The sequence below is a fragment of the Bradyrhizobium sp. WYCCWR 12699 genome, assembly GCF_032144035.1.
Classification (GTDB): domain Bacteria; phylum Pseudomonadota; class Alphaproteobacteria; order Rhizobiales; family Xanthobacteraceae; genus Bradyrhizobium.
On the sequence record NZ_JAVTJN010000008.1, the window covers coordinates 19,672 to 44,657 of the forward strand.

The 24,986-nt window shown below is 64.8% G+C and carries 27 protein-coding genes and 1 tRNA gene; 16 read left to right on the top strand and 12 right to left on the bottom strand.

Going from position 1 to position 24,986, the window contains the following annotated elements; all coding sequences use genetic code 11:
• From RPS27_RS08055 to RPS27_RS08080, 6 genes are all read left to right on the top strand, one after another.
• Positions 1 to 1,371 carry a cytochrome P450 gene (locus RPS27_RS08055; protein WP_212064651.1) on the top strand — a complete coding sequence of 457 codons (1,371 nt, stop codon included), beginning with the start codon at positions 1 to 3 and terminating at the stop codon, positions 1,369 to 1,371.
• 51 nt (positions 1,372 to 1,422) lie between these two features.
• The gene (locus tag RPS27_RS08060; protein ID WP_211415143.1) at positions 1,423 to 2,832 is read left to right on the top strand and encodes an adenylate/guanylate cyclase domain-containing protein; all 1,410 of its coding nucleotides are present in this window, start codon (positions 1,423 to 1,425) and stop codon (positions 2,830 to 2,832) included.
• Between the two features lie 177 nt (positions 2,833 to 3,009).
• Positions 3,010 to 3,498, top strand: coding sequence for a TerB family tellurite resistance protein (locus tag RPS27_RS08065; RefSeq protein ID WP_211415142.1), 489 nt, complete (start codon positions 3,010 to 3,012; stop codon positions 3,496 to 3,498).
• 228 nt (positions 3,499 to 3,726) lie between these two features.
• Positions 3,727 to 4,506, top strand: coding sequence for an SDR family NAD(P)-dependent oxidoreductase (locus tag RPS27_RS08070; protein ID WP_212065205.1), 780 nt, complete (start codon positions 3,727 to 3,729; stop codon positions 4,504 to 4,506).
• Between the two features lie 123 nt (positions 4,507 to 4,629).
• The gene (locus RPS27_RS08075; RefSeq protein ID WP_212064648.1) at positions 4,630 to 5,430 is read left to right on the top strand and encodes a glutamine amidotransferase; all 801 of its coding nucleotides are present in this window, start codon (positions 4,630 to 4,632) and stop codon (positions 5,428 to 5,430) included.
• 138 nt (positions 5,431 to 5,568) lie between these two features.
• Positions 5,569 to 6,381, top strand: coding sequence for an enoyl-CoA hydratase (locus tag RPS27_RS08080; protein WP_194405346.1), 813 nt, complete (start codon positions 5,569 to 5,571; stop codon positions 6,379 to 6,381).
• Positions 6,382 to 6,483: 102 nt separating this feature from the next.
• Here the strand turns inward: RPS27_RS08080 and RPS27_RS08085 are convergent.
• A tRNA-Ala gene (locus RPS27_RS08085) sits at positions 6,484 to 6,559 on the bottom strand.
• 218 nt (positions 6,560 to 6,777) lie between these two features.
• Between RPS27_RS08085 and RPS27_RS08090 the strand changes: the two genes are divergently transcribed.
• Genes RPS27_RS08090 through folD form a run of 3 tightly spaced genes read left to right on the top strand, consistent with a single transcriptional unit; the run spans position 6,778 to position 8,349 of the window.
• The gene (locus RPS27_RS08090) at positions 6,778 to 7,068 is read left to right on the top strand and encodes a YggT family protein (RefSeq protein WP_007598721.1); all 291 of its coding nucleotides are present in this window, start codon (positions 6,778 to 6,780) and stop codon (positions 7,066 to 7,068) included.
• Positions 7,069 to 7,083: 15 nt separating this feature from the next.
• The gene (locus tag RPS27_RS08095) at positions 7,084 to 7,455 is read left to right on the top strand and encodes a DUF167 domain-containing protein (protein ID WP_212064646.1); all 372 of its coding nucleotides are present in this window, start codon (positions 7,084 to 7,086) and stop codon (positions 7,453 to 7,455) included.
• Positions 7,456 to 7,464: 9 nt separating this feature from the next.
• Positions 7,465 to 8,349 carry a bifunctional methylenetetrahydrofolate dehydrogenase/methenyltetrahydrofolate cyclohydrolase FolD gene (folD, locus tag RPS27_RS08100; RefSeq protein WP_212064644.1) on the top strand — a complete coding sequence of 295 codons (885 nt, stop codon included), beginning with the start codon at positions 7,465 to 7,467 and terminating at the stop codon, positions 8,347 to 8,349.
• A gap of 146 nt (positions 8,350 to 8,495) precedes the next feature.
• Here the strand turns inward: folD and ppa are convergent, their stop codons facing one another.
• On the bottom strand, positions 8,496 to 9,032 hold the full coding sequence (gene ppa, locus RPS27_RS08105) for an inorganic diphosphatase (RefSeq protein ID WP_194405349.1): 537 nt from the start codon (positions 9,030 to 9,032) through the stop codon (positions 8,496 to 8,498).
• Between the two features lie 211 nt (positions 9,033 to 9,243).
• Positions 9,244 to 9,753, bottom strand: coding sequence for a GNAT family N-acetyltransferase (locus RPS27_RS08110; RefSeq protein ID WP_194405350.1), 510 nt, complete (start codon positions 9,751 to 9,753; stop codon positions 9,244 to 9,246).
• A 266-nt stretch (positions 9,754 to 10,019) separates the two neighbouring features.
• Here RPS27_RS08110 and RPS27_RS08115 point away from each other — a divergent pair, with 266 nt between their 5' ends.
• The 4 genes from RPS27_RS08115 (at position 10,020) to RPS27_RS08130 (ending at position 13,181) form a co-directional block, all read left to right on the top strand.
• On the top strand, positions 10,020 to 10,919 hold the full coding sequence (locus RPS27_RS08115; protein WP_212064642.1) for a dienelactone hydrolase family protein: 900 nt from the start codon (positions 10,020 to 10,022) through the stop codon (positions 10,917 to 10,919).
• A complete protein-coding gene (locus RPS27_RS08120; RefSeq protein WP_211415137.1) occupies positions 10,916 to 11,383 on the top strand; it encodes a DUF2269 family protein in 468 nt (155 codons plus the stop codon). The genes RPS27_RS08115 and RPS27_RS08120 overlap by 4 nt, the downstream gene beginning before the upstream one ends.
• Before the next feature lie 8 nt (positions 11,384 to 11,391).
• Complete coding sequence (locus tag RPS27_RS08125; protein WP_212064640.1) at positions 11,392 to 12,711, top strand: SDR family oxidoreductase; 1,320 nt, start codon at positions 11,392 to 11,394, stop codon at positions 12,709 to 12,711.
• A 62-nt stretch (positions 12,712 to 12,773) separates the two neighbouring features.
• Complete coding sequence (locus tag RPS27_RS08130) at positions 12,774 to 13,181, top strand: thiol-disulfide oxidoreductase DCC family protein (protein WP_212064638.1); 408 nt, start codon at positions 12,774 to 12,776, stop codon at positions 13,179 to 13,181.
• Between the two features lie 65 nt (positions 13,182 to 13,246).
• Here the strand turns inward: RPS27_RS08130 and RPS27_RS08135 are convergent, their stop codons facing one another.
• From RPS27_RS08135 to RPS27_RS08165, 7 genes are all read right to left on the bottom strand, one after another.
• Positions 13,247 to 14,491: a flavin monoamine oxidase family protein gene (locus tag RPS27_RS08135; protein ID WP_212064635.1), complete on the bottom strand. Its 1,245-nt coding sequence runs from the start codon at positions 14,489 to 14,491 to the stop codon at positions 13,247 to 13,249.
• Between the two features lie 203 nt (positions 14,492 to 14,694).
• Positions 14,695 to 16,521: a translational GTPase TypA gene (gene typA, locus RPS27_RS08140; RefSeq protein WP_194405356.1), complete on the bottom strand. Its 1,827-nt coding sequence runs from the start codon at positions 16,519 to 16,521 to the stop codon at positions 14,695 to 14,697.
• A 239-nt stretch (positions 16,522 to 16,760) separates the two neighbouring features.
• Positions 16,761 to 17,042 carry a hypothetical protein gene (locus RPS27_RS08145; protein WP_212064633.1) on the bottom strand — a complete coding sequence of 94 codons (282 nt, stop codon included), beginning with the start codon at positions 17,040 to 17,042 and terminating at the stop codon, positions 16,761 to 16,763.
• Positions 17,039 to 17,266 carry a hypothetical protein gene (locus RPS27_RS08150; RefSeq protein ID WP_194405358.1) on the bottom strand — a complete coding sequence of 76 codons (228 nt, stop codon included), beginning with the start codon at positions 17,264 to 17,266 and terminating at the stop codon, positions 17,039 to 17,041. The genes RPS27_RS08145 and RPS27_RS08150 overlap by 4 nt, the downstream gene beginning before the upstream one ends.
• Positions 17,263 to 18,708: a radical SAM protein gene (locus tag RPS27_RS08155; RefSeq protein WP_212064631.1), complete on the bottom strand. Its 1,446-nt coding sequence runs from the start codon at positions 18,706 to 18,708 to the stop codon at positions 17,263 to 17,265. Before RPS27_RS08155 ends, RPS27_RS08150 begins: the two co-directional genes overlap by 4 nt.
• Positions 18,705 to 19,421, bottom strand: a complete 717-nt coding sequence (locus tag RPS27_RS08160) for a prolipoprotein diacylglyceryl transferase family protein (RefSeq protein WP_212064629.1) — start codon at positions 19,419 to 19,421, stop codon at positions 18,705 to 18,707. The genes RPS27_RS08155 and RPS27_RS08160 overlap by 4 nt, the downstream gene beginning before the upstream one ends.
• A gap of 52 nt (positions 19,422 to 19,473) precedes the next feature.
• Positions 19,474 to 20,238 carry a Crp/Fnr family transcriptional regulator gene (locus tag RPS27_RS08165; RefSeq protein WP_194405361.1) on the bottom strand — a complete coding sequence of 255 codons (765 nt, stop codon included), beginning with the start codon at positions 20,236 to 20,238 and terminating at the stop codon, positions 19,474 to 19,476.
• A 178-nt stretch (positions 20,239 to 20,416) separates the two neighbouring features.
• Between RPS27_RS08165 and RPS27_RS08170 the strand changes: the two genes are divergently transcribed.
• A complete protein-coding gene (locus tag RPS27_RS08170; protein WP_249131339.1) occupies positions 20,417 to 20,800 on the top strand; it encodes a response regulator in 384 nt (127 codons plus the stop codon).
• 35 nt (positions 20,801 to 20,835) lie between these two features.
• Here RPS27_RS08170 and RPS27_RS08175 read toward each other — a convergent pair whose 3' ends face one another.
• Positions 20,836 to 22,377, bottom strand: coding sequence for an alkaline phosphatase D family protein (locus RPS27_RS08175; protein WP_212064624.1), 1,542 nt, complete (start codon positions 22,375 to 22,377; stop codon positions 20,836 to 20,838).
• A 211-nt stretch (positions 22,378 to 22,588) separates the two neighbouring features.
• Complete coding sequence (locus tag RPS27_RS08180; protein ID WP_212064622.1) at positions 22,589 to 24,034, bottom strand: TAXI family TRAP transporter solute-binding subunit; 1,446 nt, start codon at positions 24,032 to 24,034, stop codon at positions 22,589 to 22,591.
• 152 nt (positions 24,035 to 24,186) lie between these two features.
• On the opposite strand from RPS27_RS08180, the gene RPS27_RS08185 reads away from it, so the two are divergent.
• Both RPS27_RS08185 and RPS27_RS08190 read left to right on the top strand, forming a co-directional pair.
• Complete coding sequence (locus RPS27_RS08185) at positions 24,187 to 24,477, top strand: 4a-hydroxytetrahydrobiopterin dehydratase (protein ID WP_194405365.1); 291 nt, start codon at positions 24,187 to 24,189, stop codon at positions 24,475 to 24,477.
• A gap of 102 nt (positions 24,478 to 24,579) precedes the next feature.
• Entirely contained in the window at positions 24,580 to 24,966 is a 387-nt protein-coding gene (locus RPS27_RS08190; protein ID WP_194405366.1) for a YkvA family protein, read from the top strand.
• Positions 24,967 to 24,986 lie beyond the last annotated feature (20 nt).

Here is a 24,986-nt window from a genome sequence, read left to right on the forward strand (position 1 = left end):
ATGAATATCGCCAGCGTGCGTCGGCCCATCATCCCTCCGGCTCCCCCGCGTGCGCCCGACGACATGTCGTTCTTCGGCCGGCTTGCCGTGATCCGGCAGAACATGATCGCGACCTGGGGACAGCGCGCCTATGAGGAAGACGTCATCAAGGGCCGCTTCTTCCTCCGCAACAGTTTCATCCTGAACCAGCCGGACGCGATCCGGCATGTCCTGCTGACCAATTACGAGAACTATACGCGCACGCCGGCGGGCATTCGCATGCTGCGTCCCGTGCTTGGTGACGGCCTTCTGATCGCGGAAGGCCATTCCTGGACGTTCCAGCGCCGCACCCTCGCGCCGGCCTTCACGCCGCGCGCCACCGCCAATCTCGTTCCGCACATGACGGCGGTGCTCGACGAGACCATTGCCAAGCTGGATGCGCGCACGGGCGAAGACCTCGACCTGCGCGAGATCATGCAGCGCATGACGCTGGAGATCGCCGGGCGCACGATGTTCTCGTTCGGCATGGACCGGCATGGCGCGACCTTGCGCAATTTCATCATGGAATATGCCGCGCGGTTGGGGCGCCCGTATCTCCTCGACATGGTTCTGCCGGTGTCGTGGCCGAGCCCGATGGATCTTGCCCGCGCCCGTTTCCGCAAGCGCTGGACCGAGTTCGTCGCCATGCTGATTGCCGAGCGGCGCGCGGCTGGCAAGAAGGACGGCGCGCCGCCGCGGGACCTGTTCGATCTCATGGACGCGGCGCGTGATCCTGAAACCGGCAAGGGTTTTTCCGACGAGCAGCTCGTCGACGAGGTTGCGACCATGATCCTTGCGGGTCACGAGACCACGGCGACGGCGCTGTTCTGGGCGCTCTATCTGCTCGCGCTCGATCCGGACACGCAGGAGGAGATCGCCTCCGAAGCGCGCGGCGAGCATCTCGACAGCATCGCCGACATCGACCGGCAAAAATTCACCCGCGCGGTGATCGATGAGACCATGCGGCTCTATCCGCCGGCGTTCCTGGTCGCGCGTGCCGCGCGCGAGAAGGACAATGCGGCCGGAATCGAGATCGGCAAGGGCGACATCATCATGATCGCTCCCTGGCTGCTGCACCGGCACGAGAGGCTGTGGGATCAGCCGAACGCGTTCATTCCAAAGCGCTTCATGTCGGCGGAGGCGCCCGACCGCTTCGCTTATCTGCCGTTCGGCGCGGGTCCGCGCGTTTGCATCGGCGCACCGTTCGCGCAAGCCGAATCCGTGCTGGCGCTGGCCCGGCTGATCGGTGCGTTCCGTGTCGAACTCGCCGATCAGGCCGATCCCGTGATCCCGCTCGGCGTGGTCACGACCCAGCCGGACCATTCGCCCATGTTCCGCATCACGCGTCGGTGACGGGTCTCTCGTCTGGCCGATGGCGTGGTCCACCCTAGATAGAGTCTCGCCATGAGCGACATCCAGGCCCAGTTCTCAGTTCTGAAGCAGACCGCCGACGCGAAGGTGGTCGATGCGATCGTGCGCCTCATCGAGCATGGCGAGGATCACGAGCTCAACCGCGTCAACGTCCTCGATTTCTCGACGGCGCACGGCCTCGACGAAGAGCACGCGATCTCCGCCTTCCTGCATTCGGCGCGGCTCGGGCTGTTCGATCTCGGCTGGAACGTGCTGTGCCCGGGGTGCGGCGGCGTGCTCGGCGCGCATTCGACGCTGAAGGCGCTCAAGCCCGACGACTATCATTGCGCCCTCTGCGCCTGCGGCTACAAGGCCTCCGTCGACGACCAGGTCGAGGTCTCCTTCACGGTGAACCCGCGTGTCCGCCGAATCGCGGCCCATGACCCCGATACGCTTCCGGTCTGGGACTATTTCAAGCAGGTGTTCTGGAGCTCCGGCGTCGACTTCAACAAGGAATCCTTCGCGGCGCTGGCCAACGAGGTGACGCTCGATACGATGGAGCTGCCGGCGGGCGAGAAGGCGACCATGTCGCTGCAGCTGCCCAATGACTTCGTCATCATCTTCGAGCCGGTGACGCACGCCGCTCATTTCATCGACGTGCAGGGCGAGCCGACCAGGGACCGTCAGCAGCTCGCCATCATGTACAATAAGGTGCAGGCCCCGACCGGGACCACGACCATGCGGCCCGGTCCGCTGCGGCTGTCGCTGGAAAACCAGGCCGGCGTCCGCGTGCTGCCGTCGGTGTTCATCGCGGCCGAGGCGCTTCACCACCTCATCGGCAAGCGCAAGCCGTTCCTCACCGCCAAGCGGATGCTGTCGAACCAGACCTTCCGCGATGTGTTCAAGGCGGACAATCTCAGTCTCGATCAGCGGCTCCAGATCACCTCGCTCACCTTCCTGTTCACCGATCTGAAGGGCTCGACCGCGCTCTATGAGCGGGTCGGCGATCTCGCCGCCTTCGACCTCGTGCGCGCGCATTTTCATGCGCTGCTCGAGATCATCTCCTCCGAGAAGGGCGCGGTGGTGAAGACCATCGGCGATGCCGTGATGGCGACCTTCGTCAGACCCGAGCACGCCATCGTCGCAGGCTTGCGGATGCGCGCGGCCATGGACGAGCTCAACAAGCAGCGCGGCACCGACGATCTCATCGTCAAGATCGGTATCCATGAAGGCCCCTGCCTCGCGGTGATGCTCAACGAGCGGCAGGATTATTTCGGACAGACCGTCAATATCGCCGCCCGCGTGCAGAGCCTGTCGACCGCGCAGGAGATCCACATCACCGGCCCGGTGCTGGACGCGCCCGCGGTTGCCGAGGTGCTGAAGCAGCGCGAGATCACGCCGATCCAGAAACAGGCGGCGCTGCGCGGCATCGCCGACAAGATGGTGGTGTACGAGATTCCTTGAGCTTTGGATCGTCATTCCGGATTCGCGCTTTGAGCGCCCCGGAATGGCAGCGCCCATATTGCCGAAACGTAATCCGGCGCGCGGAACTGACGCACGTTGCGCCGGTTGAGTTTCCTGCTCATATAATGCTGGTAACAGCCGCGCTCCCCGCAGCGGCATCGATTTCGGTAGGACCTTATGCTCGACGGCCTGCGCCAATTCATCGCCGACATTGTCGCTCCCCACGACCAGAGCCGCAGCTTCGGCGACAGCGATTACCGGCTGGCGGCCACGGCGCTGCTGGTCCATGTGGTCTCGCTGGACGGCCAGCCGACGGCGGCCGAGCGGCGCAAGCTGCACAGCCTGATCGAAAGCCATTTTGGGCTCGATCACGGCACGGCGGATCGCCTGATCGCGGACGCCACCGAGGTCGAGGGCGAGGCGGTGGACCTCTATCACTTCACCAGTGTGATCATGCGCTCGCTCGACGAAGAGGGTCGCAAGCGCATCGTCCGGATGATGTGGGAGCTGGTCTATGCCGACGGCCAGGTCAGCGAGTTCGAGGACAACGTCGTCTGGCGCGCCTCCGATCTCCTCGGGATTTCCCAGCGCGACCGGATCGAATTGAAGCATTTCGTTGCGGAGCGCGTCGGCGGTCAGGTGAAGAATGACGCCGTCGGCGGCTGACCCGTCCCGCACGGCGGATGGCCTGGCCTGCGAACCACATGACGAAACTTTAATGTAATCGCCGGCCGTCCCCGTTCTGGCGGATTCGCCAGCAAATCCCTGTCCTTCCTGCCCCCCTGTCGCCCGCTCAAGCCGCCATTCCGCCAACGCCGCTTGCCTGTCGCGCACGGCTTATGCTCTCGTTCAGCCATTGCGGGGCCAAAGACTTCAATTCAAGAGACTTCGATCGTGATTGAGCGGGTAACGTTGATCACCGGTGCCTCGGCGGGCATAGGCACGGAGCTGGCGCGCGTATTTGCCGCCAACGGACATCGCCTGGCATTGACCGCGCGGCGCGCGGATCGATTGGAGGCGCTCGCGAGCGAACTCGTTGCCAAGGGCGGCAAGAAGCCGATCGTGATCGCCTGCGATCTCGAGGCCCCGGATGCCGGAGAGAAGATCGCTGCAAGGCTCGCCACTGAGGGCGTCGAGCTCGATCACCTCGTCAACAATGCCGGCTTCGGCGTGTTCGGCGATGCCATCGAGCGCGATCGCGATACGCAGATCGGGATCGTCGATGTCAACGTGCGGGCCCTGACGGATTTGTCGCTGCGCTTTGCCGATCAGCTCATCAGGAACAAGGGCGGTCTGCTCAATGTCGGGTCGGTCGCGGGCTTCCTGCCCGGCCCCGGCATGGCCGTCTATTATGCCTCCAAGGCCTACGTAATATCCTTCACCGAAGCGCTGCGGGCGGAGCTCGCGCCGCGCGGCGTTCGCGTCACCGTGCTTTGCCCGGGCCCCGTGCCCACCGAATTCCAGGCGCGCGCCGGTGTCGGGTCGCAGCACGATACGGCCCTTCTCAATGTGTCTGCAGCCGATGTCGCGCAGGAGGCCTATCGTGGCCTGATGGCCAATAAACGGGCAGTGCTGCCCGGTCTGGGCATCAAGATCGTGCCGTTTGCGCTGCGCTTCTTCCCGCGGGGCTTCATCCTGGCCGCCACCAGTCGGTTCCAGAGGCAGAGGCGCTGAGAGCCTCCCAGCGTCCGTATTGGCCCGGAGCTTGCTTCCTCTTCGGTGTGTGCGCGAACTCACACGAAATTAACGATCGCTTAGTTATGCTGGCGGTCTGAACCAATAGCTTTCGCAAGGGCAATGTCGTTCCGGACGGACAGGTTTGGTGGCGCAGAGGTGGTGCCTTTCCCGCGAAGGGCGCCTGGCGCGGCTGCCTCTGATTCGGCGAGCGGCCTGCCGGTTCTCATTATCCTGCATCAGGAATCCTCGACCCCGGGCCGCGTCGGCAATGCGCTCCGCGCGCTGGGCCATCGCCTCGACATCCGCCGTCCCCGCTTCGGCGATCCCCTGCCCGGGACGCTCGATCAGCATGCCGGCGCCGTGGTTTTCGGCGGTCCGATGAGCGCCAATGATTCCGACGACTACATTCGCCGTGAGATCGACTGGATCGAAATTCCGCTGCGCGAGCAGCGGCCGTTCCTCGGCATCTGCCTTGGAGCCCAGATGCTCGCGATGCAGCTCGGGGCGCGCGTCGCGCCGCATGCCGATGGGCTGACCCAGATCGGCTATTACCCGATCCGCCCCACAGCCGCGGGCCACGCGCTCTGCCCGGCCTGGCCGGCGCAGGTCTATCACTGGCATCGCGAGGGGTTCGAGCTGCCTGTCGGCGCCGAGCTGCTGGCGGAAGGCGATGATTTTCCGGTGCAGGCGTTCCGCGCCGGCAATGCCTTCGGCGTGCAGTTTCATCCCGATGTGACCTACGCAATGATGCATCGCTGGACCACGCGCGGCTATGACGGCTTCAGCGCGCCCGGTGCGCGACAGCGGCATCATCATTTCGCGGATCGTGCCGTGTACGATGCCGCAGAGCGCGCCTGGCTCGACCATTTCATCGACGGCTGGCTGGCGCGCCGGCCCGTGCTGGCGCAAGCCGCCGAGTAACCCGCGCCTTCGCGCAAGTTCTTCGCGCAAGTCCTTGGCGCAGGTCCTTGGCGCAAGTCGCTGCCTCCATCCTTGATATGCTAGGCTCTCCGCCAACGCGCGCGCACCAATGCGTGCCGGCGAACAAGGGAGAGCGCCATGGCCTACGAGCACATTCTCTACGACGTCAGCGACAAGATCGCGACCATCACGCTCAACCGCCCTGATCGCATGAATGCGTGGACGCCCACCATGGAGCGCGATGTGCGTCATGCGATGGAAGCGTCAAGCGCCGACGACAATGTTCGCGTCATCATCCTCACCGGCGCGGGCCGCGCGTTTTGCGCCGGCGCGGATATGGATGCTTTGAAGGGGCTCGACCCCGATGATATCAGGCGTGCGTCGAACCTGCCGCCCTTCGACATGAACCGCCGGCCGGACTGGCAGACGCGCTATGGCTTCTATCCGTCGATCAAGAAGCCGGTCATCGCCATGCTCAATGGCGCTACCGCCGGCATCGGCCTCGTCCACGCGCTCTATTGCGACCTGCGCTTTGCCGCCGACAACACGGTGTTCACCACGGCCTTCGCGCGGCGTGGATTGATTGCCGAGCACGGTATCAGCTGGATGCTGCCGCGCATCGTTGGTCATGCCAACGCGATGGATCTGTTGCTTTCGGCGCGGCGCGTGTCGAGCGAGGAAGCCTTTCGGATCGGGCTGGTCAACCGGCTCTGCGCGCCCGACAAGCTGCGCGAGGAGACCTACGCCTATGCCCGCGATCTCGCCGATTTCGTCTCGCCGAGTGCGATGGCCGTGATCAAGCGTCAGCTCTACGAGGTGCCGTTCCAGTCGCTGGCCGAGGCAACGATCGAAGCCAACCGCGAGATGATGGTGGCGCTGGCCGGCAGCGATTTCCGGGAGGGGGTGGCGAGCTTCATGGAGAAGCGGCCGCCACGGTTTACGGGGAGGTAAGGGGAGATCGGAGAGAGCCCGGCTTCGACCTGCGGGCTACGCCGCGGCAGCCTTCGCTACGAAAGGGCTTGCCGAGCCGAAGCAGGCGCAGCCTGCGAAGGCTGGTGGAGCCAGGCGGGATCGAACCGCCGACCTCGTCATTGCGAACGACGCGCTCTCCCAGCTGAGCTATGGCCCCTTTGCTGGCCGCTCTGGTAAACGCGGCCGACAACCGGGCGCCATTTAAGTCCCCGCCAAGGTCAAGTCAAGGACGGGTGTCGCCCGGTTTTAGCCATTCGGGGTGCCGACTTCCCTTGTTTGGGCGGGGGGGAACCGATATCTAGCAAAAGGCGTCACTTCCGCCCGCAGCCAGTCTTCAAAAGCCGCAGTCTTCAAAAGCCAGAGCCCTGAAAAATCATGCGTGCCGTTCTCGACATCGTCATCATCGTGCTCGACCTCTACGTCTGGCTGCTGATCGCGTCTGCGATCCTGTCCTGGCTGATCGCTTTCAACGTCGTGAACACCCGCAACCAGTTCGTGTCGGCTGTGGCGGAGTTCCTGTACCGAATCACCGAGCCGGTGCTGGCGCCGATCCGCAATTTCCTGCCCAGCCTCGGCGGCCTCGACATCTCGCCGATCATCCTGATCCTGCTGATCATGTTCATCGAGCGGGTGATCCTGTACTACATCTACCCCAATGTGATCTGAGCGGGCTGGAGCGCCTTGGTCGCGAACGAAGCTCGCAAGCAAGCTCACAAGGAACCTTGGCGCTACGGGGCCTCCGGTATCAGCATCGCGCTGCGGGTGACGCCGCGCGGCGGTCGCGACGACATCGACGGGATCGAGCAACTGGCCGACGGCCGCAGCGTACTCAAGGTGCGGGTGCGCGCCATCGCCGATGGCGGCGAGGCCAACAAGGCCGTTCTGGTCCTGCTGGCGAAATCGCTTGGCGTGCCCAAGGCCAGCGTGAGGCTCCTGTCGGGAGCTACCTCGCGGCTGAAGCAGATCGCGGTCGACGGCGATCCGGCGCGGCTCGGCGAAGCCCTGCGCCAGCTCGTCCAGGCCAAATCGGCTGACGCCAAATCGACAGACTGAGGAACTGACATGACCGCCAAAATCATCGATGGGAAAGTCATCGCCGCGGAGCTTCGGGCGCGCGTCGCCGAGGAGGTCGCCCGGGTCAAGCGCGAGCACAATCTGGTGCCGGGTCTCGCCGTGGTCCTGGTCGGCAGCGACCCCGCCAGCGAGGTCTATGTCCGCTCCAAGCACACCCAGACCCAGGCCGCCGGCATGGCCTCGTTCGAGCACAAGCTGCCGGCCGACGTTTCGCAGGCAGATCTGCTGGCGCTGGTCGCAAAGCTCAATAGCGACCCGGCCGTGCATGGCATCCTGGTGCAGCTGCCGCTGCCGAAGGGGCTGAACACCGAAGCCGTCATCAACGCCATCGATCCCGCCAAAGATGTCGACGGCCTGCATCCGAACAATGCCGGCCGGCTCGCCGGCGGCTTCCAGGCGCTATCGCCCTGCACGCCGCTCGGCTGCATCATCCTGACCAAGAGCGTGCATGCCTCGCTGGAAGGCATGAACGCCATCGTCATCGGCCGCTCCAATCTGGTCGGCCGCCCGCTGGTGCAATTGCTGCTGAACGAGAACGCCACGGTGACGATCGCGCATTCGCGCTCGCGCGACCTGCCCGGCCTCGTGAAGCAGGCCGATCTCGTCTATGCCGCGGTCGGCAAGGCGGAGATGGTGCGCGGCGACTGGCTGAAGCCGGGTGCGACCGTGATCGATGTCGGTATCAATCGCATCCCCAAGGAAGACGGCAAGACGCGCCTCGTCGGCGACGTCGCCTATCAGGAAGCGCTCGGGGTTGCCGGCGCCATCACGCCGGTGCCGGGCGGCGTCGGTCAGATGACGGTGGCCTGCCTGCTGGTGAACACGCTGCGCGCGGCCTGCGCGATCGCCGGGCTGCCGAAGCCGGCGGTGTAGGCGAACTCTCGTGTCCCGGACGCGGCGCGGCATGCAATGACGCGTCGCAGAGCCGGGACCCAGTTTCGTTGCGCCATGTATTGGCATTGGGTCCCGGCTCTGCGCAGCAGCGTTTCACGCTGCGGCGCGTCCGGGAAACCAAGAACTCAGCCCTTCTTCTTCTTCTCGCGATCCATGCCTTCGAGGATCAGCTTGTGCGCTTCCTCGGGGCCGCCCCAGCGCAGGATCTTCACCCATTTGCCCTTCTCGAGATCCTTGTAGTGCTCGAAGAAGTGCTGGATCTGCTGCAGCGTGATGTCGGGCAGGTCGGAATACGACTTCACCTTGTCGTAGCGCTGCGTGAGCTTCGACGACGGCACCGCCAGAATCTTCTCGTCGCCGCCGGCTTCATCCTCCATGAACAGCACGCCGACCGGGCGCACGCTCATGACGGCGCCGGGAATGATGGCGCGGGTGTTGACGATCAGGACGTCGCAGGGGTCGCCGTCATCCGACAGGGTGTGCGGGATGAAGCCGTAGTTACCGGGGTAACGCATCGGCGTGTAGAGGAAGCGGTCGACCACCAGCGTGCCGGCCTCCTTGTCCATCTCGTATTTGATCGGTTCGCCGCCCACGGGGACTTCGATGAGGACGTTGACTTCGTGCGGTACGTTCTTCCCGATCGAGATCGCATCGATACGCATTCAAGGCTCCGTTGTTGCCGAGGTAAAATCGCGCCCGGCAGCCGATTTTGGCGCTGTCATACGCGGGCTTGGCCCGCTGATCCATCGCGTTTTTGTGAAATAATGAATCCGGAAATCACCGGCGCGAAGGCGAACGGTATCGACGGAAGGGGGACGGCTGCCGCTTAGGCTTTCAGCAGCTCAATTGGTCCAAATTTGGTTGGTCCAGATCTTAATTGGTCCAGGCGAAGGCGACCTTGTCGAGCGCCTTCGGCCCGAACCGCTCCGACGAGCGCGCCACCATACGGCCGCCCAGCGCCCGGTAGAACTCGGTCGCCGGGTCGTTGTCCGAGAGCGCCCACACCACCATGCTCTTCAGCCCGCTCTGCATCAGGTCGCGGCGGGCGGAGGCGAACAGGCGGCGGCCGAAGCCGAGACCCTGGAATTCCGGACGCAGATAAAGCTCGTAGATCTCGCCGTCGAAATGCAGGCTGCGGGCGCGGTTGCGACCGTAATTGGCATAGCCCGCGATCTTGTCGCCGAACACGAGCACGCTGACGCGGCTGCCCTTGCGGATCGCGCTGTCCCACCATTGCGGGCCGCGGCGGTTGATGAGCTTTTCCAGCTCGGCGCCGGGAATGATGCCCTGATAGGCGGAACGCCAGGCTTCGTCATGAGTGGACGCCACCGCAGTTGCATCTGCAGCTTTGGCCGGCCGGACCTCGATCAGGGTTGTGCTCATGGACGCAATCAAACCAAGTCGCCGCGTCGGCGGCAAGACCTATCGTTAATTATCGGTTAACGTGTGGACTTTGTGCATCAGTATCTAAGCCATGTTGTACCGAAAAAAGACAAGACGCCAACTGAAATGGCGCCGGCTCGCCGTGCGTCGGTGCAAAACTCCAGCTGCGGCGATGAATGAACGGCAATGGCGACGCAGAAAGTCCGCCCATCCTGATTCGTTCCTACTAGTGTGACTGTCGCAATTCGCGTTCGCCTCGGCCATTCATGCGGCTCCTCAACACCATCGCGCTCCTGCTTCTGCTGGCCACGCTGACTGCGCCGCCTCTGTGCGCTCAGGTCACGTTCGGCCCATCGGGCGAGGAGGGCGAACCGCTGCGCCGACAAGAATGGCTGGTGCCGTCGCCGGATACCGACATTGCCGCGCATGCCCTGCTGTTTCGCCCCGCCGGCACAGGTCCGTTCCGGCTTGCGGTGATCGCGCACGCCTCGACGCAGAACGTCTTGCGTCGTGCGCAGATGCCGCAGCCGGAATACCGCGCGCTCGCAGCCTTCCTGGTCGCGCGCGGCTTTGCCGTGCTGGTGCCGGAGCGGCTCGGCCATGGCGCGACCGGCGGCCGCTATGTCGAGGACCAAGGCGGATGTGACGAAGCCGATTATGCGCGTTCGGGCCGTGCAACGGCCGAGCAAATCCGGCTCGCGCTAGAGCATTTGCGAAAGCAGGATTTCATTCGCAAGGAAGCCGCCATCGTGATCGGCCATTCCGCCGGCGGCTGGGGCGCGCTGGCGCTCGCCAATGCCGATCCGAAAACCATTTCCGCGATTGCAGTATTCGCGCCGGGGCGCGGCGGCCATGCCAATGACGAGGCGACCAAAATCTGCGCGCCGCACACGCTGCTTGCCGCTGCCGCGGAGTTCGGCAAGGGCGCGCGCGTCCCCGTCACATGGCTCGTTGCGGCCAACGACAGCTACTTCTCGCCGTCATTCTCGAAGGCGCTGGCCGATGCGTTTCGCGGCAGCGGTGGCAAGGCCAATTTTCGCACCTTGCCCGCGGTCGGCGGCGAGGGGCATTGGCTGATCGAGAGCCAGGCCGGTGTCAAAGCCGCAAGCGACGCGCTCGCTCGCGTGCTGAACCCGTCGAAGCCCGTGGCGACCAAGAAGCCATGACGCTGTATTTCCTGGCAAAATATCTGCACGTGCTGGGCGCCATCGTCATCCTTGGCACCGGAAGCGGCATCGCCTTCTTCATGCTGATGGCGCATCGCACGAACGACGTGGCGTTCATTGCGCGCACGGCGTCGGTGGTGGTGGTCGCGGATACGATCTTCACGCTCTCCGCTGTGCTCTTGCAGCCGCTGACGGGCGGGCTGCTGATGATGCTCTCTGCGACGCCGATCACCGAGCAATGGCTGCTCGCCTCGCTCGCGCTGTACGTCGTCGCAGGCCTGTTCTGGATCCCCGTCGTGTTCATGCAGATCGAGATGCGCGATCTCGCGCGCCAGGCTGCCGATCAGCGCGCCGCCTTGCCGGAGCGCTACTTCATCCTGTTCCGCCGCTGGTTCGCATTCGGCTTCCCCGGCTTCGGCGCGACGATGCTGATCCTGTGGCTGATGATCGCAAAACCGTTTTGAGAGGCGCAATGAGTGAGCGAACCATTCTGGTGCTCGGTGCCTCCGGCCTGATCGGTCGCTTCGTCACCGATGATCTGCGCGCGCGGGGATTTCGTGTCGTAGGCCTTGCACGCAGCCTGTCGCCGGCGCAAAGGATGAGCGCGCTGGACATCGAGCTGCCGATCCTCGCGCTGGATGCCGCAGCTCTGGCGCGGCTGTTGCGCGAGCGTGAAGTCGACGTCGTCGTGAACTGCCTCGGCGTGCTCCAGGACGGGCCTGGCAGCGATACGGGCGCCGTGCATCGCGATTTCGTCACGCGGCTGCTGGCGGCGATCGGCGATAGCGGTCGCGCAATCCGGCTGGTGCACATCTCGATTCCGGGAACGGCGGAGGCCGACCGCACCGCCTTCGCGACGACCAAGCGCGAGGCCGAGCGCTTGATCGCCGCCTCCGGCATTCCACATGCCGTCCTGCGGCCCGGCTTTGTCGTGGCACCGTCAGCCTATGGCGGCAGCGCCATGCTCCGCGCGCTCGCCGCCTTTCCGCTCGACCTGCCGGCCAAGGAGATGGCAACACCGTTCCAGCCTGTCGCGGTGGAGGATATTTCGGCCACCATCGCCTGGCTCGCCAGGCGCGACATTGGCGATGCCGCGGTGACCGCGGTGAGCTGGGATCTCATGCAGGCTGAGCCTGTCGCGATGGCCGCCGTCATCGGGCAATTCCGCCGCTCGTTCGGCACATCCGGCTGGCCGCGCATCGCGATGCCGGCTTTCATGCTCGATCTCGGGGCCAAAATCGGCGATCTCGCCAACGCTCTCGGCTGGATGCCACCGATGCGCTCCACGGCCATCGCCGAGCTTCGCCGCGGCGTCACGGGCCATCCCGCCGCCTGGATTGCCGCGATCGGCATCACGCCAGAGACGCTGGTTGAGACGATCGGCCGCCATCCCGCCACCGTCCAGGACAAATGGTTCGCGCGCCTGTTCCTGATCAAGGCGTTGATCTTCGCGAGCCTGGTCGCGTTCTGGCTCGTCTCCGGCTGCATCGCGCTGTTCGTGTCCTATCGTGCCGCCGCCGGCATCCTGACGGCGCACAATTTTCCACCGGCGCTGGTCGATCCCATCACCATTGGTACCAGCTTGATGGACATGAGCATCGGCGTGCTGATCGCCTTCCGCCGCACGGCGGCAATCGGGCTCGCCGCGGGTGTCATGGCTTCGCTCGGCTATATGGTCGGCGCGGCGATCCTGACGCCAGATCTCTGGATCGAACCGCTCGGTGCGCTGGTGAAGACGGGGCCGGCGATCGTGCTGATGCTCGTCGCACTGCTGATGCTGGATAACCGGTAGCGTCTTCGAGCGAAGTGGAATTCCGGCTTCGCGTGAAGACAACGCGTCAAAAAGAGAGTCTGATGAGTAGATGGCCCGACGATGACGTGATCCTGTTCGACGGTGTCTGTATCTTCTGCTCGCGCTGGGTGCGGTTCGTGGCGAAGCGCGATACGGCGAGGCGGTTTCGCTTCACGCCGATCCAGTCGGATTATGGCGCCCGGCTCGCGCGCACCTTCGGCATCGATCCCCATGATCCCGATACCAACGCGGTCGTTCATGGCGGGGCGGTCTTCATGAAGTCCGATGCCGCGCTGACGGTGCTGTCGCAGCTTCCTGGCTGGAGCTGGGTGCGCGCGTTGTTCGCCGTGCCGAAGCCGCTGCGGAATGCGGTGTACAGCCTCATCGCACGCAACCGCTATCGCATTTTTGGGAAGTACGACGCGTGCTTCGTGCCGGATGCGGACTTGCGAGCGCGGGTGATCGAGTGACGCGACAGCGGCGCCACATGATTGGTGTCGTCCCGGCGTTCCCCAGGACGACATTGGCAGGGAGGCTAGCGCTTTCCGATTGCAGCCAGCACTTCCCCAGCCGCGCGCTCCCCGCTGTCCCTCGCCCCGTGCCCAGTCGTGAAAAACTCCGGCGAGGTCGCCTCGCCGGCAAAGAACAGCCGTCCATCCACTGGCGCTGCCAGCACCGCACGATCGCCGGCGTGGCCGGGCAGCGCGTGCGAATAGGAGCCGCGCGCGAAGGGGTCGTGCGCCCAGCGCGACTCGTACAGGGGCTTCAGCTTGCGCCTGATATCGTTGCCGAGAAAGCCCGCGATCTCGTCGATGGCTTGCGCGGCGATGGCGCCTTCGCCGGAATCCTCCAGCGCGCGGGCAAAGCTGCCGCCGAAAAAGCCTTCGATGCAGGGCTGGCCGAACGGGCGAATGTGATAGGTGCCCATCTCGGTGCGCATGGTGGCGCCGCGCAAATTGCCGTCCTTCGGAAAAGCTTCAGCGCCCTCGAGCGCCAGCATCACCTTGTCGTCGACGCCGAGCGGCAGGCCGGCGGCAGCATTGACCTTGGACGGCAGCGGCGGTGAGAAGCGCATCGTCTCGTCGGCGAGCAGATTGGTCGGCACGGTGACGATCGCCTTGTCGGCGGTCAGCCTGCCCTGCGATGTTTCGATGCGGATGCGCCTATCGGAATGATCGATCAGGGTGACGTTGCAGCTCAACGCCACCGGGCAGGGCGCGCCGTAGGCCGACACAAGCGCGCCATAGCCGCGGCGGACGCGCCAGTTGAGGCCGGTGTCCTCGTAGGCGTCCCAATCCAGCGTCGACATGTCCTTGAGCTCGCAGCCGTTGATGTAGGTCGAGATCGCGTCGATCATGGGATTCCAGCGATTGCCCACGTCGAGGCTCATGCTCGCGGGCTCGTCCTTGCCTTTGTGCGCGGCCTGCCAGAGGCGCTCATAGAACGCGTCCATCGCGCGCATGAAATCGTCGCGCTCGCCTTGTGGAAACGCGTTGCCATAGGCGCGCTCGCGCCACGGCGGCAGGTCCTTGTTGAGCTCGAAACCGAGCTGCTGCGCGATGGGGACGAAGGAGTTCTTGTCTGCCGAATGCAGCCAGCCGCAGCCGACGTCGAATGTGACCTCGGGCGAGGCCTGCACCGTCCAGGCCCGCCCACCGAGCCTGTCACGCGCCTCGAGCACTATCACCGAGAGGCCGGAGCCCGCCAGCGCATGCGCCGCGCCGAGGCCGGCGGCACCGGCGCCGATGATCGCGACGTCGACGGAGGAGGGAAGCGACATGGGTGGGCTCTAGCATGTTCGCTGGATGTGCTGAAGCCGGACGGATATGCCGATCTCGTGTCCCGGACGCGGTGCGGCGTGTAACGCCGCTCCGCAGAGCCGGGATCCAAGGTGATGTGCAGGAGGGTAGAACGTCTGGGCCCCGGCTCGGCAGCGCACCGCTATCGCGCTGCGCCGCGTCCGGGGCACGAGAGAGAGGTGGCTTACGCCACCGCTTCCTTGGCCTTTTCCGCGCGCTTGCGCTCGTTCGGGTCGAGGTGCTTCTTGCGCAGGCGGATCGACTTCGGGGTGACCTCGACGAGCTCGTCGTCCTCGATATAGGCGAGCGCCTTTTCCAGCGTCATGCGGATCGGCGGGGTCAGGCGCACGGCTTCGTCCTTCGACGTCGTGCGGATGTTGGTGAGCTGCTTGCCCTTGAGCACGTTGATCTCGAGATCGTTGTCGCGGGTGTGCTCGCCGACGATCATGCCCTTGTAGACCTTCCAGCCCGGCTCGATCATCATCGGGCCGCGATCTTCCAGCTTGAACATGGCGTAGGCCACCGCTTCGCCCTGGTCGTTGGAGATCAGCACGCCGTTGCGGCGGCCCTGGATCTCACCCTTGTACGGCGCATAGCCGTGGAACAGGCGGTTCATGATCGCGGTGCCGCGGGTGTCGGTGAGCAGTTCGCCCTGGTAGCCGATCAGGCCGCGGGTCGGCGCGTAGAACACCAGGCGCTGGCGGTTGCCGCCGGACGGCTTCATCTCGATCAGCTCGGACTTGCGCTCGCTCATCTTCTGCACGACGACGCCGGAATGCTCCTCGTCGACGTCGATCACGACTTCCTCGATCGGCTCCAGGGCGCCGCCGGTGGCTTCGTCCTTCTGGTAGACGACGCGCGGACGCGACACCGAGAGCTCGAAGCCCTCGCGGCGCATGGTCTCGATCAGGATCGCGAGCTGCAATTCGCCGCGGCCCGAGACTTCCATCGCGTCCTTGTCCGCGGCTTCCACTACGCGCAGCGCGACATTGCCTTCGGCCTCGCGCAGCAGACGGTCGCGGATCATGCGGCTCGTCACCTTGTCGCCTTCGGTGCCGGCGAGCGGGGAGTTGTTGACGATGAAGGACATCGACACGGTCGGCGGATCGATCGGCTGCGCCGGCAGCGGCACCTCGACGGTCGGGTCGCAGAAGGTGTCGGCGACGGTGCCCTTGGTCAGGCCCGCGATGGCGACGATGTCGCCGGCTTCGGCTTCATCGAGCGGCGTGCGCTCGAGGCCGCGGAAGGCCAGGATCTTGGTGATGCGCCCGGACTCGACCAGCTTGCCCTCGGCGTTCAGCACCTTGACCTGCTGGTTCGGCTTGAGCACGCCGGATGAGATGCGGCCGGTGATGATGCGGCCGAGATAAGGGTTGGCTTCCAGAATGGTGCCGATCATCTTGAACGGACCCTCCTCGACCTTCGGCGGCGCGACGTGGCGCAGGATCAGGTCGAACAGCGGCTCCATGCCCTTGTCTTTCGGACCCTCCGGGCTGTCGGCCATCCAGCCTTGCTTGGCCGACCCGTAGAGGATCGGGAAGTCGAGCTGCTCCTCGCTGGCATCGAGTGCCGCGAACAGGTCGAACACCTCGTTGATGACTTCGGTCGGGCGCGCGTCGGGCCGGTCGACCTTGTTGATGACGACGATCGGCTTGAGGCCGACCTTGAGCGCCTTGGAGACCACGAACTTGGTCTGCGGCAGCGGGCCTTCGGCGGCGTCGACCAGCACCAGGGCGCCATCCACCATGTTCAGGATGCGCTCGACCTCGCCGCCGAAATCGGCGTGGCCGGGGGTGTCGACGATGTTGATGCGGGTGTCTTTCCACTGCACCGAGGCCGCCTTGGCCAGAATGGTGATGCCGCGCTCGCGCTCCAGATCGTTGGAGTCCATGGCGCGATCCGTCACCTTCTGGTTCTCGCGGAACGTGCCGGACTGCTGGAGGAGCTTGTCGACGAGGGTCGTCTTGCCGTGGTCGACGTGGGCGATGATGGCGACGTTACGAAGATTCATGGATGAGCTTCTTTGCGGTCGAACAATGGGTTAAGCGCGATCTCGCCGGTCAGACCGGGACCTCTTCTCGAAACAACGCTGGAAGACTGGAAACGGGGCGCTTTCCGCCCAAAAAGGAAGCCCGGCCATATCAGACCGGGCGCCTTACGCGTTGCGGCGCAATATATGCAAAAACGGCCAAAAAACAATGCGTTCTTTGGGCCTTGGTTGACTGAATTTTGTCCGGGAATCCCCGGGGGTTAGCCCCCGTTCCGGGCCGGCGGCGCCTTTCGGCCCACGATGGCCGCCCAGATCATGACGACGCCTCCGATGCCGATGACCAACCCCAAAAAGACCAGCGAGGCGATGTCGGAGGGGATCTGGCCACCCTCGACCACCGACATTCCGCCGAACAGGAGCGCGCAGAGTCCCGGCAGCAGCATGAAGATCCCGGCGATCGCCATCAGTGCGGTCAGGCAGCCGCTGCGCGGTTGCTGGATCTGTGGAGGCACTGCCGGTGGGGTGGGGCTGGAATCGCTCATGGTCTCTTTCTCGCTGCCCTGATCAACATCACGCCGGCAAAGGCCACCAGCATTGCAAGCACGAGGACGGGGATGAAACGGGTGTCGAAGTGTGACGACTGGGTCTGGTCGAAGGCAAAGATCAGGGCGCAGATGCCGGGCAGCAGCAGGATCACCCCGCACATTACCATGAACGCGGTGACACATCCGCTCCGCGACGCTGGAGGTGAAGGCGTCTCGCTCAACGCGGCATCTCCTCACGCTGCCCGGCGTCCCGATAGGTCTCGCCGGCCAACTCGGCGCGGATGCCGTCGATTTTGCCGTTGCGGTAGAACAAATTGTAGGTGTCGAACGGAATGATCGCCCCCTGCTCCGTCACGAAATGGATGCAGCTGCGCTTGACGTTGCCGACGCAGAAATTGAAGCGGTCGAGGAACTGCACGATGGTGACGCGGAAGACGTTCTCGTAAGACAGCCCGTCCGGCACCTGGAAGCTCGGCAGGCAGCACAAGAGTTCGCAGACGCGCTCGCTCGTGTTGAGCGGGCCCGACGACAGCGAGAACAGATCGACGAATTTTTCCCGCAGCACCGGGTATTTCTCCGGGCTTATCGTGTTGGGCATCACCGCGACGAGCTGCTCCTGCGGGATCAGCGAGGTCAGCGGCAGCGCCTTCTCGCCATTGCGCAGGCCATAGCCGATCGAGATGCTCTCGGGATTGCACGGCAGCGGGATCATGTCCTTGTCGCCGAACACGCCGGTTTCGATCACGCGCTTGCGGATCTCCGACAGCATGATGCGGTCGGTCTTCGCGTCGAAATCATCGTTGCGGCCGGCGTCCTGCACCGGCTGCAGCGTAACGCCGCGCACGCATGTCCAGGTGAGCGCGTGGCGAACGATGTCGCCGATCTCGGCATCGTTGACGCCGCGCTTGATGGTCGCCACCAGCGTGGTCGATACGCCAAAATGCTCGAGATTTTCCAGCGCCTGCTGGCGGATCTTGCGCAAATCCGCGCCGCGCAGATTGATGAGCGCGTCGCGCTGCAGCGAATCGAACTGGAGATAGACCTCCAGCCCGCGCTTGTTCTCGGCCAGCCGCGCCACGAAATCCTTTTCGCGGGCGATGCGCAGGCCGTTGGTGTTGATCATGACGTGGCGGATCGGGCGGGCGCGCACGGCGTCGAGGATCGCGAAGAAGTCCGGATGCAGCGTCGGCTCGCCGCCTGAGATCTGCACGAGATCGGGCTCGCCCTCGCTCGCGACCAGCGCGTCGAGCATTTTTTCGATCGTCGCGAGCGGGGTGAATTTCGTTCGCGCCGGCGAAGATTCTGCGAAGCAGACCGGGCAGGTGAGGTTGCAGTGCTCGGTGATCTCGATCAGCGCCAGGCAGGAATGCTGCTCGTGGTCGGGGCAGAGACCGCAATCATAGGGACAGCCGAACTCCGTGCGCTGCTGGAATTGCAGCGGCCGGTCGCCGGGCTTGATGAAGTCCTTGCACAGGCGCCAATAGGCTGCGTCCGTCGAGACCAGGGTCGACTGGACACCGTGCTCCCTGCAACGCTTTTCGTACCAGACCTCGTTGTCCAGGATCTGGATCTTGGTCGGCACCAGCTTCAGGCAGGTCTCGCAGAGAGATTGGGTCTGGCCCCAGAAAATATAGGGGCGCGATCTACGCAACGGCGCGTTCATGCAAGTAACTCATTCTGCAAGGGTCTCGCTTTGGGCGTCGTCGCCAGCATGACGCCGGCGTAGAGCAGGATGGACAGCGACAGCAGGTGAAACAGGGTGAGGGGGCCGATCAGCGCGCCGTAGGGCTTGAGGAATTCCCATAGAAAGCGTTGCGCTCCATAATAGGCGAGCGCCAGGTAGAAACCATTGGTGATTACAAACGCGTTCCGGTTCAAGACTGCCGGCACATAGATGAGGGCAAACACGGCCATGGCCGCGCTCTCGTAGAGTTGCACGGGATGACGCAGAACGCCGTCGCCGAAATCATGGCCCCAGGGCAGCGATGTCGGCGTGCCATAGGTGAAGTCGTCGAGGCCCGCGAAGTAGCAGCCGAGCCGGCCGATCGCGATGCCGACGGCCAGCGGCAGCGCAAACCGCGCGCCGGTGCGCAAGGTGATGCCGGCCGTCCATTTGTAGAGCTCGATGGCCACGATGCCGCCGGCCAGCGCGCCTTCCACCGAACGCGCAATGCCGCTCTGGCCCGACAGCCAGAGATTGGCGGAGCCGAACAGATAGGCGCCGAGGCCGGCGCCGAACACCAGCGCGGCGACATACGGCAGCTGGAAGGATTGTGCTGGAAACTGCAGGCGTTGTCGCGACAGCCACCAGACGGCGGCGGTCGCCGCCAGCCACGCCAGGATGTCGAAGATAGTGTGCAGCAAAGCCCCGCTCATGCCGGGGATACTAGCGCAGGTTCAGGCGGTGCGGGATAGTGGGAAGAAGCCGCTACCCGGCCTCCCGCTCCTCGGTCGGGTAGACGCCGCGCAGCACCTCTTCGAAGTGCATCTTCACCGCGTCGTTGCACAGGCAGGCGCGAAGCCTCAGGCCGTCGCGGTTGAGGACCAGGATCGAGCCGCGCCGCGTGTCGAGAATCCGTTCTGCCTTGAACGACTGAAGCACGCGGCTGGCATAGGAGCGGCCAACGCCGAGCAGCGTCGCAAGCTGCTCGTGGGTCAGCGGCACGCTGCTCTCGTCGCCGGTCCGCTCCATCGCCGCCAAAATCCATTTGGCGGTGCGTTGCTCGATCGAATGGATCGCGTTGCAGGCGGTCGACTGGAAGATCTGGGCCAGCATGCAATCGGCATAGCGGGCGAAGATGTTGCGCAGCGACGCCGAGCGCAGCTTGGCCGCTTCCAGCTTGGCGACATGAATGCGCGCGAACGGCCCGCCGAATTTCACGCAGATCCGGGTATAGGCCGGCAGGTATCCCTCGCTGACGATGCCGCCCACCGCGCCCTCGCGGCCGACCAGGATGGTTTCGACGTCGCGGCCGTCCTCGTTGGGAACGAGAAAGGTTGCGAGCGCCGGTCCGCAGGGGAAGTGGACGACCTGGACGTCATCGCCGGGACTGTAGAGCAATTGATTGGCCGCGGCGGTCTCGACCGTCACATGCGGCGCAAGCAGGGCGTAGTCCGCCTGGCTCAAACGCCGCAACAAATTGTTGGCCGGCCGGCTCTCGGCCTCGATTGTCTTGCCGATACGCGCATCCATCGTGAACTCCCATCCTCCTCCCTACCCTAGCGAGTTCCGTCGAGGTCCTGTGTGCACAAGTGGACAGACTAGGAAACGGCGATGTGGTGGGTTTCGTTCCGGGAACCCTCCGATGCGCTGTGCGCAGGCATCGTGTCGCGGCTGTCCTGATCCAAAACCCCCGCACCAAGATCCGATCATGACACCCGTAGTTCCCGATGGCACAGGCTGGCCGGCTGACGTTCTGATTGTCGAAGACGACCCGATCATCGCGATCGATTTCGAGGACCGGCTGCTCGGCTTCGGCGTGACGAATGTGCGGACTGTCGGCTCGGTAACCCAGGCGCTGACCGCCATTGCGGAGCGTGCGCCGGACTTCGCGCTGCTCGATGTCGAGCTGGTCCGCGAGACGAGCTTTGCGGTCGCCGAGCGGCTGGTCGCGCTGAAGATCCCGTTCGTCTTCGTCACCGGCTACGGTGCCGAAGCGCGCATTCCGCCCGAATTCTCCGGCCAGGCCCGGCTGCAAAAGCCCTGTTCGAGCGACGCCCTGGAGGCGGCGCTGAAGCTGCGCGCCACCGAATAGAAGCGCTTTCCAGTGACGGAAGAGGCCTCCGGCGGTCAGCTCTGCTTCGGATCGAGCGTGGTCGACCACAGCGCGACATCGGCGCGGTCGCGCAGCGTTACCGTCATCTGGCCGGAGGCGCCGTCGATCTTGACGTGACCGAAGAACTGCATGCCGGCGGACGGCGGCAGGTTCTGGCTGTCCTTGCCCGGCGCCTTGACGAAGCGCACCTCTGGTCCAAAGGTGTTGTCGAGCGCGGCCGGACCGAATGTGCCGGCATGCAGCGGGCCCGAGACGAATTCCCAGAACGGCTCGAACTCCTGGAATTGCGCCTTGTTCGGATCGTAATAATGCGCGGCGGCGTAGTGCACGTCGGCGGTCAGCCAGACCGTGTTGCTGATCGGCGCCATCTTGATGAAGCGCAGGATGTCGGCGATCTCGAATTCGCGGCCGCGCACCGGACCGTCGCCTTGCGCGACGGCTTCCGAGCCGCCTTTCGGCGTGTCCGACACGACGAGGCTCAGCGGCATGTCGGAGGCGATCACCTTCCAGGTCGCGCGCGAATTGATGAGGCCGCGCTTCAGCCAGGCGATCTGCTCCGGCCCGAGGAAATAGCTGGCGGGGCCGTATTCCGTTTCTTGATTCGGGCCGTTCGCGCCGCGATAGCTGCGCTCGTCGAGCACGAACACGTCGAGATGCGGGCCGTAGGCGATCTGGCGATAGACCCGGCCGGGCTCGTTGATGCTCTCGCGCAGCGGATACATCTCGTGGAAGGCGCGGCCCGCGCGCGCGGCGAGCAGCGGGATATTGCGTTCCTTGTAGGCCGCCGGCAGCTCCTTCGACAGTGACCAGTTGTTGGTCACCTCGTGGTCGTCCCACTGCACGAAGATCGGCACCTCGGCATTGAAGGCGCGAAGATTGCCGTCGGTGAGATTGTATTTGTGCGCGGCGCGGAACTCGTCCAGCGTCTCGGCAACCTTGGCCTTCTCGGGAATGGTGAGGTTCTTCCAGATCTTGCCGTCGGCGAGCTTGACCTCGGATGCGATCGGGCCGTCGGCGTAGATGGTGTCGCCGGAATGCAGGAAGAAGTCCGGCCGGTGCGTGCGCATCGCCGAGAAGGTGAACATGCCGCCGTCGTCGGGGTTGATGCCCCAGCCCTGGCCCGCAACGTCGCCGCCCCACACGAAGCTGACGTCGCGGCGGTCGGCCGGCGCGGTGCGGAAACGGCCGACGACCGCCTCGCCCTCGACCGAGCTGTGCGAGAGATCGCGGAAGCGGACGCGGTAAAAGATGTCCTGGCCGCCCGGCAGGTTCTCGATCAGCATCTTTGCGGTGAAGTCGCTCTCGGGGAGCGCTGTGATCGGCGGCAGCGCCCGGGCATTCTTGAACGTATCGGTCGTTGCCACCTCGACCAGCATCTGCGCGGGTCGGTCGGTGCGTGCCCACACCACGCCGCCATCGACCGTGACGTCGCCCGACTGGACGCCGTGCGTCACCGCCGGCCGATCGGCCGCGCGCGACAGATAGGGCATCGCGATCGTGCCGAGCGCACCGGCGCCGGTGGCGAGGAAGCGGCGGCGGGAGAATTTGATGTGCATGGAGGAGGGCTCCAAATCCGAGCTTGCAGAAGAGGCAGTCATTCCGGGGCGTGCGTAGCGCGAGCTATGGAGCGCAATTGCGCACCTGAGAATCCATGTCTCCTCGCGAATGCGGCGCGATGGATTCCGGGTCCGATGCTTCGCATCGCCCCGGAATGACACGAGGAGCTATATTGAGGCAATGTGACGCAGCGATTACGCGCGCGAGGGCTTACGCGTTGCCGGCGGCCCGGAACTGCGCGCCCGCGCGTTGCAGGTTCTGCGGCAGGCTGAACAGCACCGTCTTGCGGTCGGCGACGGCGGCGTGGAACTGATCCAGCGCGATGTTGAAGGCAGTGAGCGAGCCCTCTTCGATCGCGCCGTGATCGAAGCAGCGCAGCGTATCGCGCAGGATCTCGTCGGCCTCGGCCTGCATCTGGTCAAGCTCCTCGGTCGTCTCGCATTTGCGCGCGGTCGCGATCATGTCCAGTAGCCGTTCGCGCAGATGGCTGTTGTTGTCGCGCTCGTCCTTCTTCAAATAGCCGGCGAACCAGGCGCCGATCGAGCCCATGGCGGAGAGTGCCATCAGGCCCCACCAGATGTAATCGCTGTACTTGTCGAGGAAGGTCTTTTCCTCGCCGTCGACGAAGGCGGCCGCGCCGGGATGTACCGGGATCACCGCATCCTTGTCGGTATCAGGGGTTTCGATCTTCGCCGCGAGCGGGAATTCCGCCACCAATTGCTGGCGCACCGCGAAGAGCTGGCGTGTGAATGCCGCGATGGTGGTTTCGGACACGCCTTTGCGCGCCACGATGTGGTGCGAGAAGCTGACGGTCTTGACCTCGTCCTCGGGGCGGGCCGGCGAGCCACCATAGGTGCCGGCGGGAATCTCGGATGCTTCGTACACCGGATGGTTCTGCGCGATCGCGTCCGCCGAATCGATCGCGATGAAGCTGGGCGCGCCGAAATCCTTGGTGGTGGCGGCGATCGCATCCGCCGTGATCTTGCTGTTGACCGGGCCCGCCGCGAGATAGACGTCGGCCTTCTGGCCCTTGATCGCCTCGGCAACTTCGTTGGCCGGGAATTGCACGATCTCGACCTTGGCGGGATCGACGCCGTATTGCTGCAGGATCACCTTGAGCAGATTGACGTTGGCCTGGGTGCGGCCGACCACGCCGACGCGGTGGCCGGCGAGCTGCGAGATCTTGGTGATCTTCGCGCCGCGCTTCTTGCCCTTGCCGGGCACCGACCACAGCACCACGACGTTCTTGCGCAGGGTCGCGACCGCTTGCGCGTTCTTGGGAACATCGACGTCGCCGCGCACGATGGCGAGATCGACCTTGCCTTCCGCGAGCGCATTTGCGCTGGCTGTGGCGCCGTCGGTCTGGATCGGCCGCAGCCGCACCTGGCTCTTGCTCTGCGTGAAGGCCTGCGTCAGCGCCTGCACGACCTTGACGTCATCGCTGTTGGCGGGGCCGACCGCGATCCTCAGCGCAAAAGGCCGCATCGCGAAGTAATAGCCGCCGGCGAGCGCGCCGACGATCGCGAGCACGAATGCGAGAGTCACCAGCGCCGTCTTCCGCGCCGTGGATCGCGGCGAAGGCGGAGGGGGCGCTTCGGCCAGGTCCAATCCCCCGGTCATCGATCTCCCAAACAGGCGCTTGAGGCTCAGTTTCATCTTGGCCGGCGATTTACGCCCGCAATTGTAGCAAATTTCTTGTCCGGCGGGGTTACATCTCCGTCATGGTTAGCGGATGCCGGAAATCCCCGTATGAACCCGGGCGTCAGCACCGTGTTAGGGTAAAGTTCCCCTGAAGAACGGAGATGACCATGGCAGAACGGCTCTCGGCGGAGGCGCGCAAGCAGGCTTTGGGTGGATTGCCCGGCTGGACCGAGGTTCAAGGCCGGGATGCCATCGCCAAGACCTTTATCTTCAAGGATTTCAACGAGGCGTTCGGCTTCATGACCCGCGCCGCGCTGGTCGCCGAGAAGATGGATCACCATCCCGAATGGCGTAACGTCTACAAGACGGTGGAGGTGGTGCTGTCGACCCACGACGCCGGCGGCGTCACGGCGCTCGACGTCACGCTGGCCAAGGCGATGAACGCGATCGCAGGCTGAGACCCTACCGGCGTCTTGCAGGGACCGGCCACATCCCCATCTTGTGATCAACCAGGATGCGGCGGTCCGCCGCTTCGGGGCTGAACGGGGAGTTTATCGAACATGGCTGCCGAACACAGTGTCGGTTTCGAGCCGGCCGATCGGCTCGCGGAAGATCGCGAGAGCGTGCGCCGCCGCTTCTGGCGCAAGCTGAAGCGTGGCGCCTCGCATCTGCCATTCGCCGAAGACCTGCTTGCGGCTTACTACTGCGCGTTCGACCGGCAGACGCCGCGCCACGTCCAGGCCTCGCTGTTAGGGGCGATCGCCTATTTCATCCTGCCGTTCGACTTCGTCGCCGACGTGATGCCGATCCTCGGCTTCGCCGACGACGCCGCCGTGCTCGCCACCGCCATCCGCATGGTCGCCGGCCACATCACCAACGAGCACCGCGAGGCTGCCCGCGCCGCGCTGAAGCGTGGGGTGGAGGAAGGGGACGCGGAAGCGGCGTAACAGCTGCCGTCTCGGCCACA

Excerpts from the sequence above, each read along its gene's own strand:
- RPS27_RS08165 (WP_194405361.1), bottom strand. The coding sequence starts at position 20,238 with ATGGATGCGCGTATCGGCAAGACAATCGAGGCCGAGAGCCGGCCGGCC.
- RPS27_RS08130 (WP_212064638.1), top strand. The coding sequence starts at position 12,774 with ATGAGTAGATGGCCCGACGATGACGTGATCCTGTTCGACGGTGTCTGT.
- RPS27_RS08125 (WP_212064640.1), top strand. The coding sequence starts at position 11,392 with ATGAGTGAGCGAACCATTCTGGTGCTCGGTGCCTCCGGCCTGATCGGT.
- RPS27_RS08080 (WP_194405346.1), top strand. The coding sequence starts at position 5,569 with ATGGCCTACGAGCACATTCTCTACGACGTCAGCGACAAGATCGCGACC.
- ppa (WP_194405349.1), bottom strand. The coding sequence starts at position 9,032 with ATGCGTATCGATGCGATCTCGATCGGGAAGAACGTACCGCACGAAGTC.
- RPS27_RS08190 (WP_194405366.1), top strand. The coding sequence starts at position 24,580 with ATGGCTGCCGAACACAGTGTCGGTTTCGAGCCGGCCGATCGGCTCGCG.
- RPS27_RS08090 (WP_007598721.1), top strand. The coding sequence starts at position 6,778 with ATGCGTGCCGTTCTCGACATCGTCATCATCGTGCTCGACCTCTACGTC.
- RPS27_RS08180 (WP_212064622.1), bottom strand. The coding sequence starts at position 24,034 with ATGAAACTGAGCCTCAAGCGCCTGTTTGGGAGATCGATGACCGGGGGA.
- RPS27_RS08065 (WP_211415142.1), top strand. The coding sequence starts at position 3,010 with ATGCTCGACGGCCTGCGCCAATTCATCGCCGACATTGTCGCTCCCCAC.
- RPS27_RS08135 (WP_212064635.1), bottom strand. The coding sequence starts at position 14,491 with ATGTCGCTTCCCTCCTCCGTCGACGTCGCGATCATCGGCGCCGGTGCC.
- RPS27_RS08075 (WP_212064648.1), top strand. The coding sequence starts at position 4,630 with ATGTCGTTCCGGACGGACAGGTTTGGTGGCGCAGAGGTGGTGCCTTTC.
- RPS27_RS08175 (WP_212064624.1), bottom strand. The coding sequence starts at position 22,377 with ATGCACATCAAATTCTCCCGCCGCCGCTTCCTCGCCACCGGCGCCGGT.
- RPS27_RS08160 (WP_212064629.1), bottom strand. The coding sequence starts at position 19,421 with ATGAGCGGGGCTTTGCTGCACACTATCTTCGACATCCTGGCGTGGCTG.
- RPS27_RS08170 (WP_249131339.1), top strand. The coding sequence starts at position 20,417 with ATGACACCCGTAGTTCCCGATGGCACAGGCTGGCCGGCTGACGTTCTG.
- RPS27_RS08060 (WP_211415143.1), top strand. The coding sequence starts at position 1,423 with ATGAGCGACATCCAGGCCCAGTTCTCAGTTCTGAAGCAGACCGCCGAC.
- RPS27_RS08185 (WP_194405365.1), top strand. The coding sequence starts at position 24,187 with ATGGCAGAACGGCTCTCGGCGGAGGCGCGCAAGCAGGCTTTGGGTGGA.
- RPS27_RS08110 (WP_194405350.1), bottom strand. The coding sequence starts at position 9,753 with ATGAGCACAACCCTGATCGAGGTCCGGCCGGCCAAAGCTGCAGATGCA.
- RPS27_RS08055 (WP_212064651.1), top strand. The coding sequence starts at position 1 with ATGAATATCGCCAGCGTGCGTCGGCCCATCATCCCTCCGGCTCCCCCG.
- RPS27_RS08145 (WP_212064633.1), bottom strand. The coding sequence starts at position 17,042 with ATGAGCGATTCCAGCCCCACCCCACCGGCAGTGCCTCCACAGATCCAG.
- folD (WP_212064644.1), top strand. The coding sequence starts at position 7,465 with ATGACCGCCAAAATCATCGATGGGAAAGTCATCGCCGCGGAGCTTCGG.
- RPS27_RS08120 (WP_211415137.1), top strand. The coding sequence starts at position 10,916 with ATGACGCTGTATTTCCTGGCAAAATATCTGCACGTGCTGGGCGCCATC.
- RPS27_RS08155 (WP_212064631.1), bottom strand. The coding sequence starts at position 18,708 with ATGAACGCGCCGTTGCGTAGATCGCGCCCCTATATTTTCTGGGGCCAG.
- RPS27_RS08115 (WP_212064642.1), top strand. The coding sequence starts at position 10,020 with ATGCGGCTCCTCAACACCATCGCGCTCCTGCTTCTGCTGGCCACGCTG.
- typA (WP_194405356.1), bottom strand. The coding sequence starts at position 16,521 with ATGAATCTTCGTAACGTCGCCATCATCGCCCACGTCGACCACGGCAAG.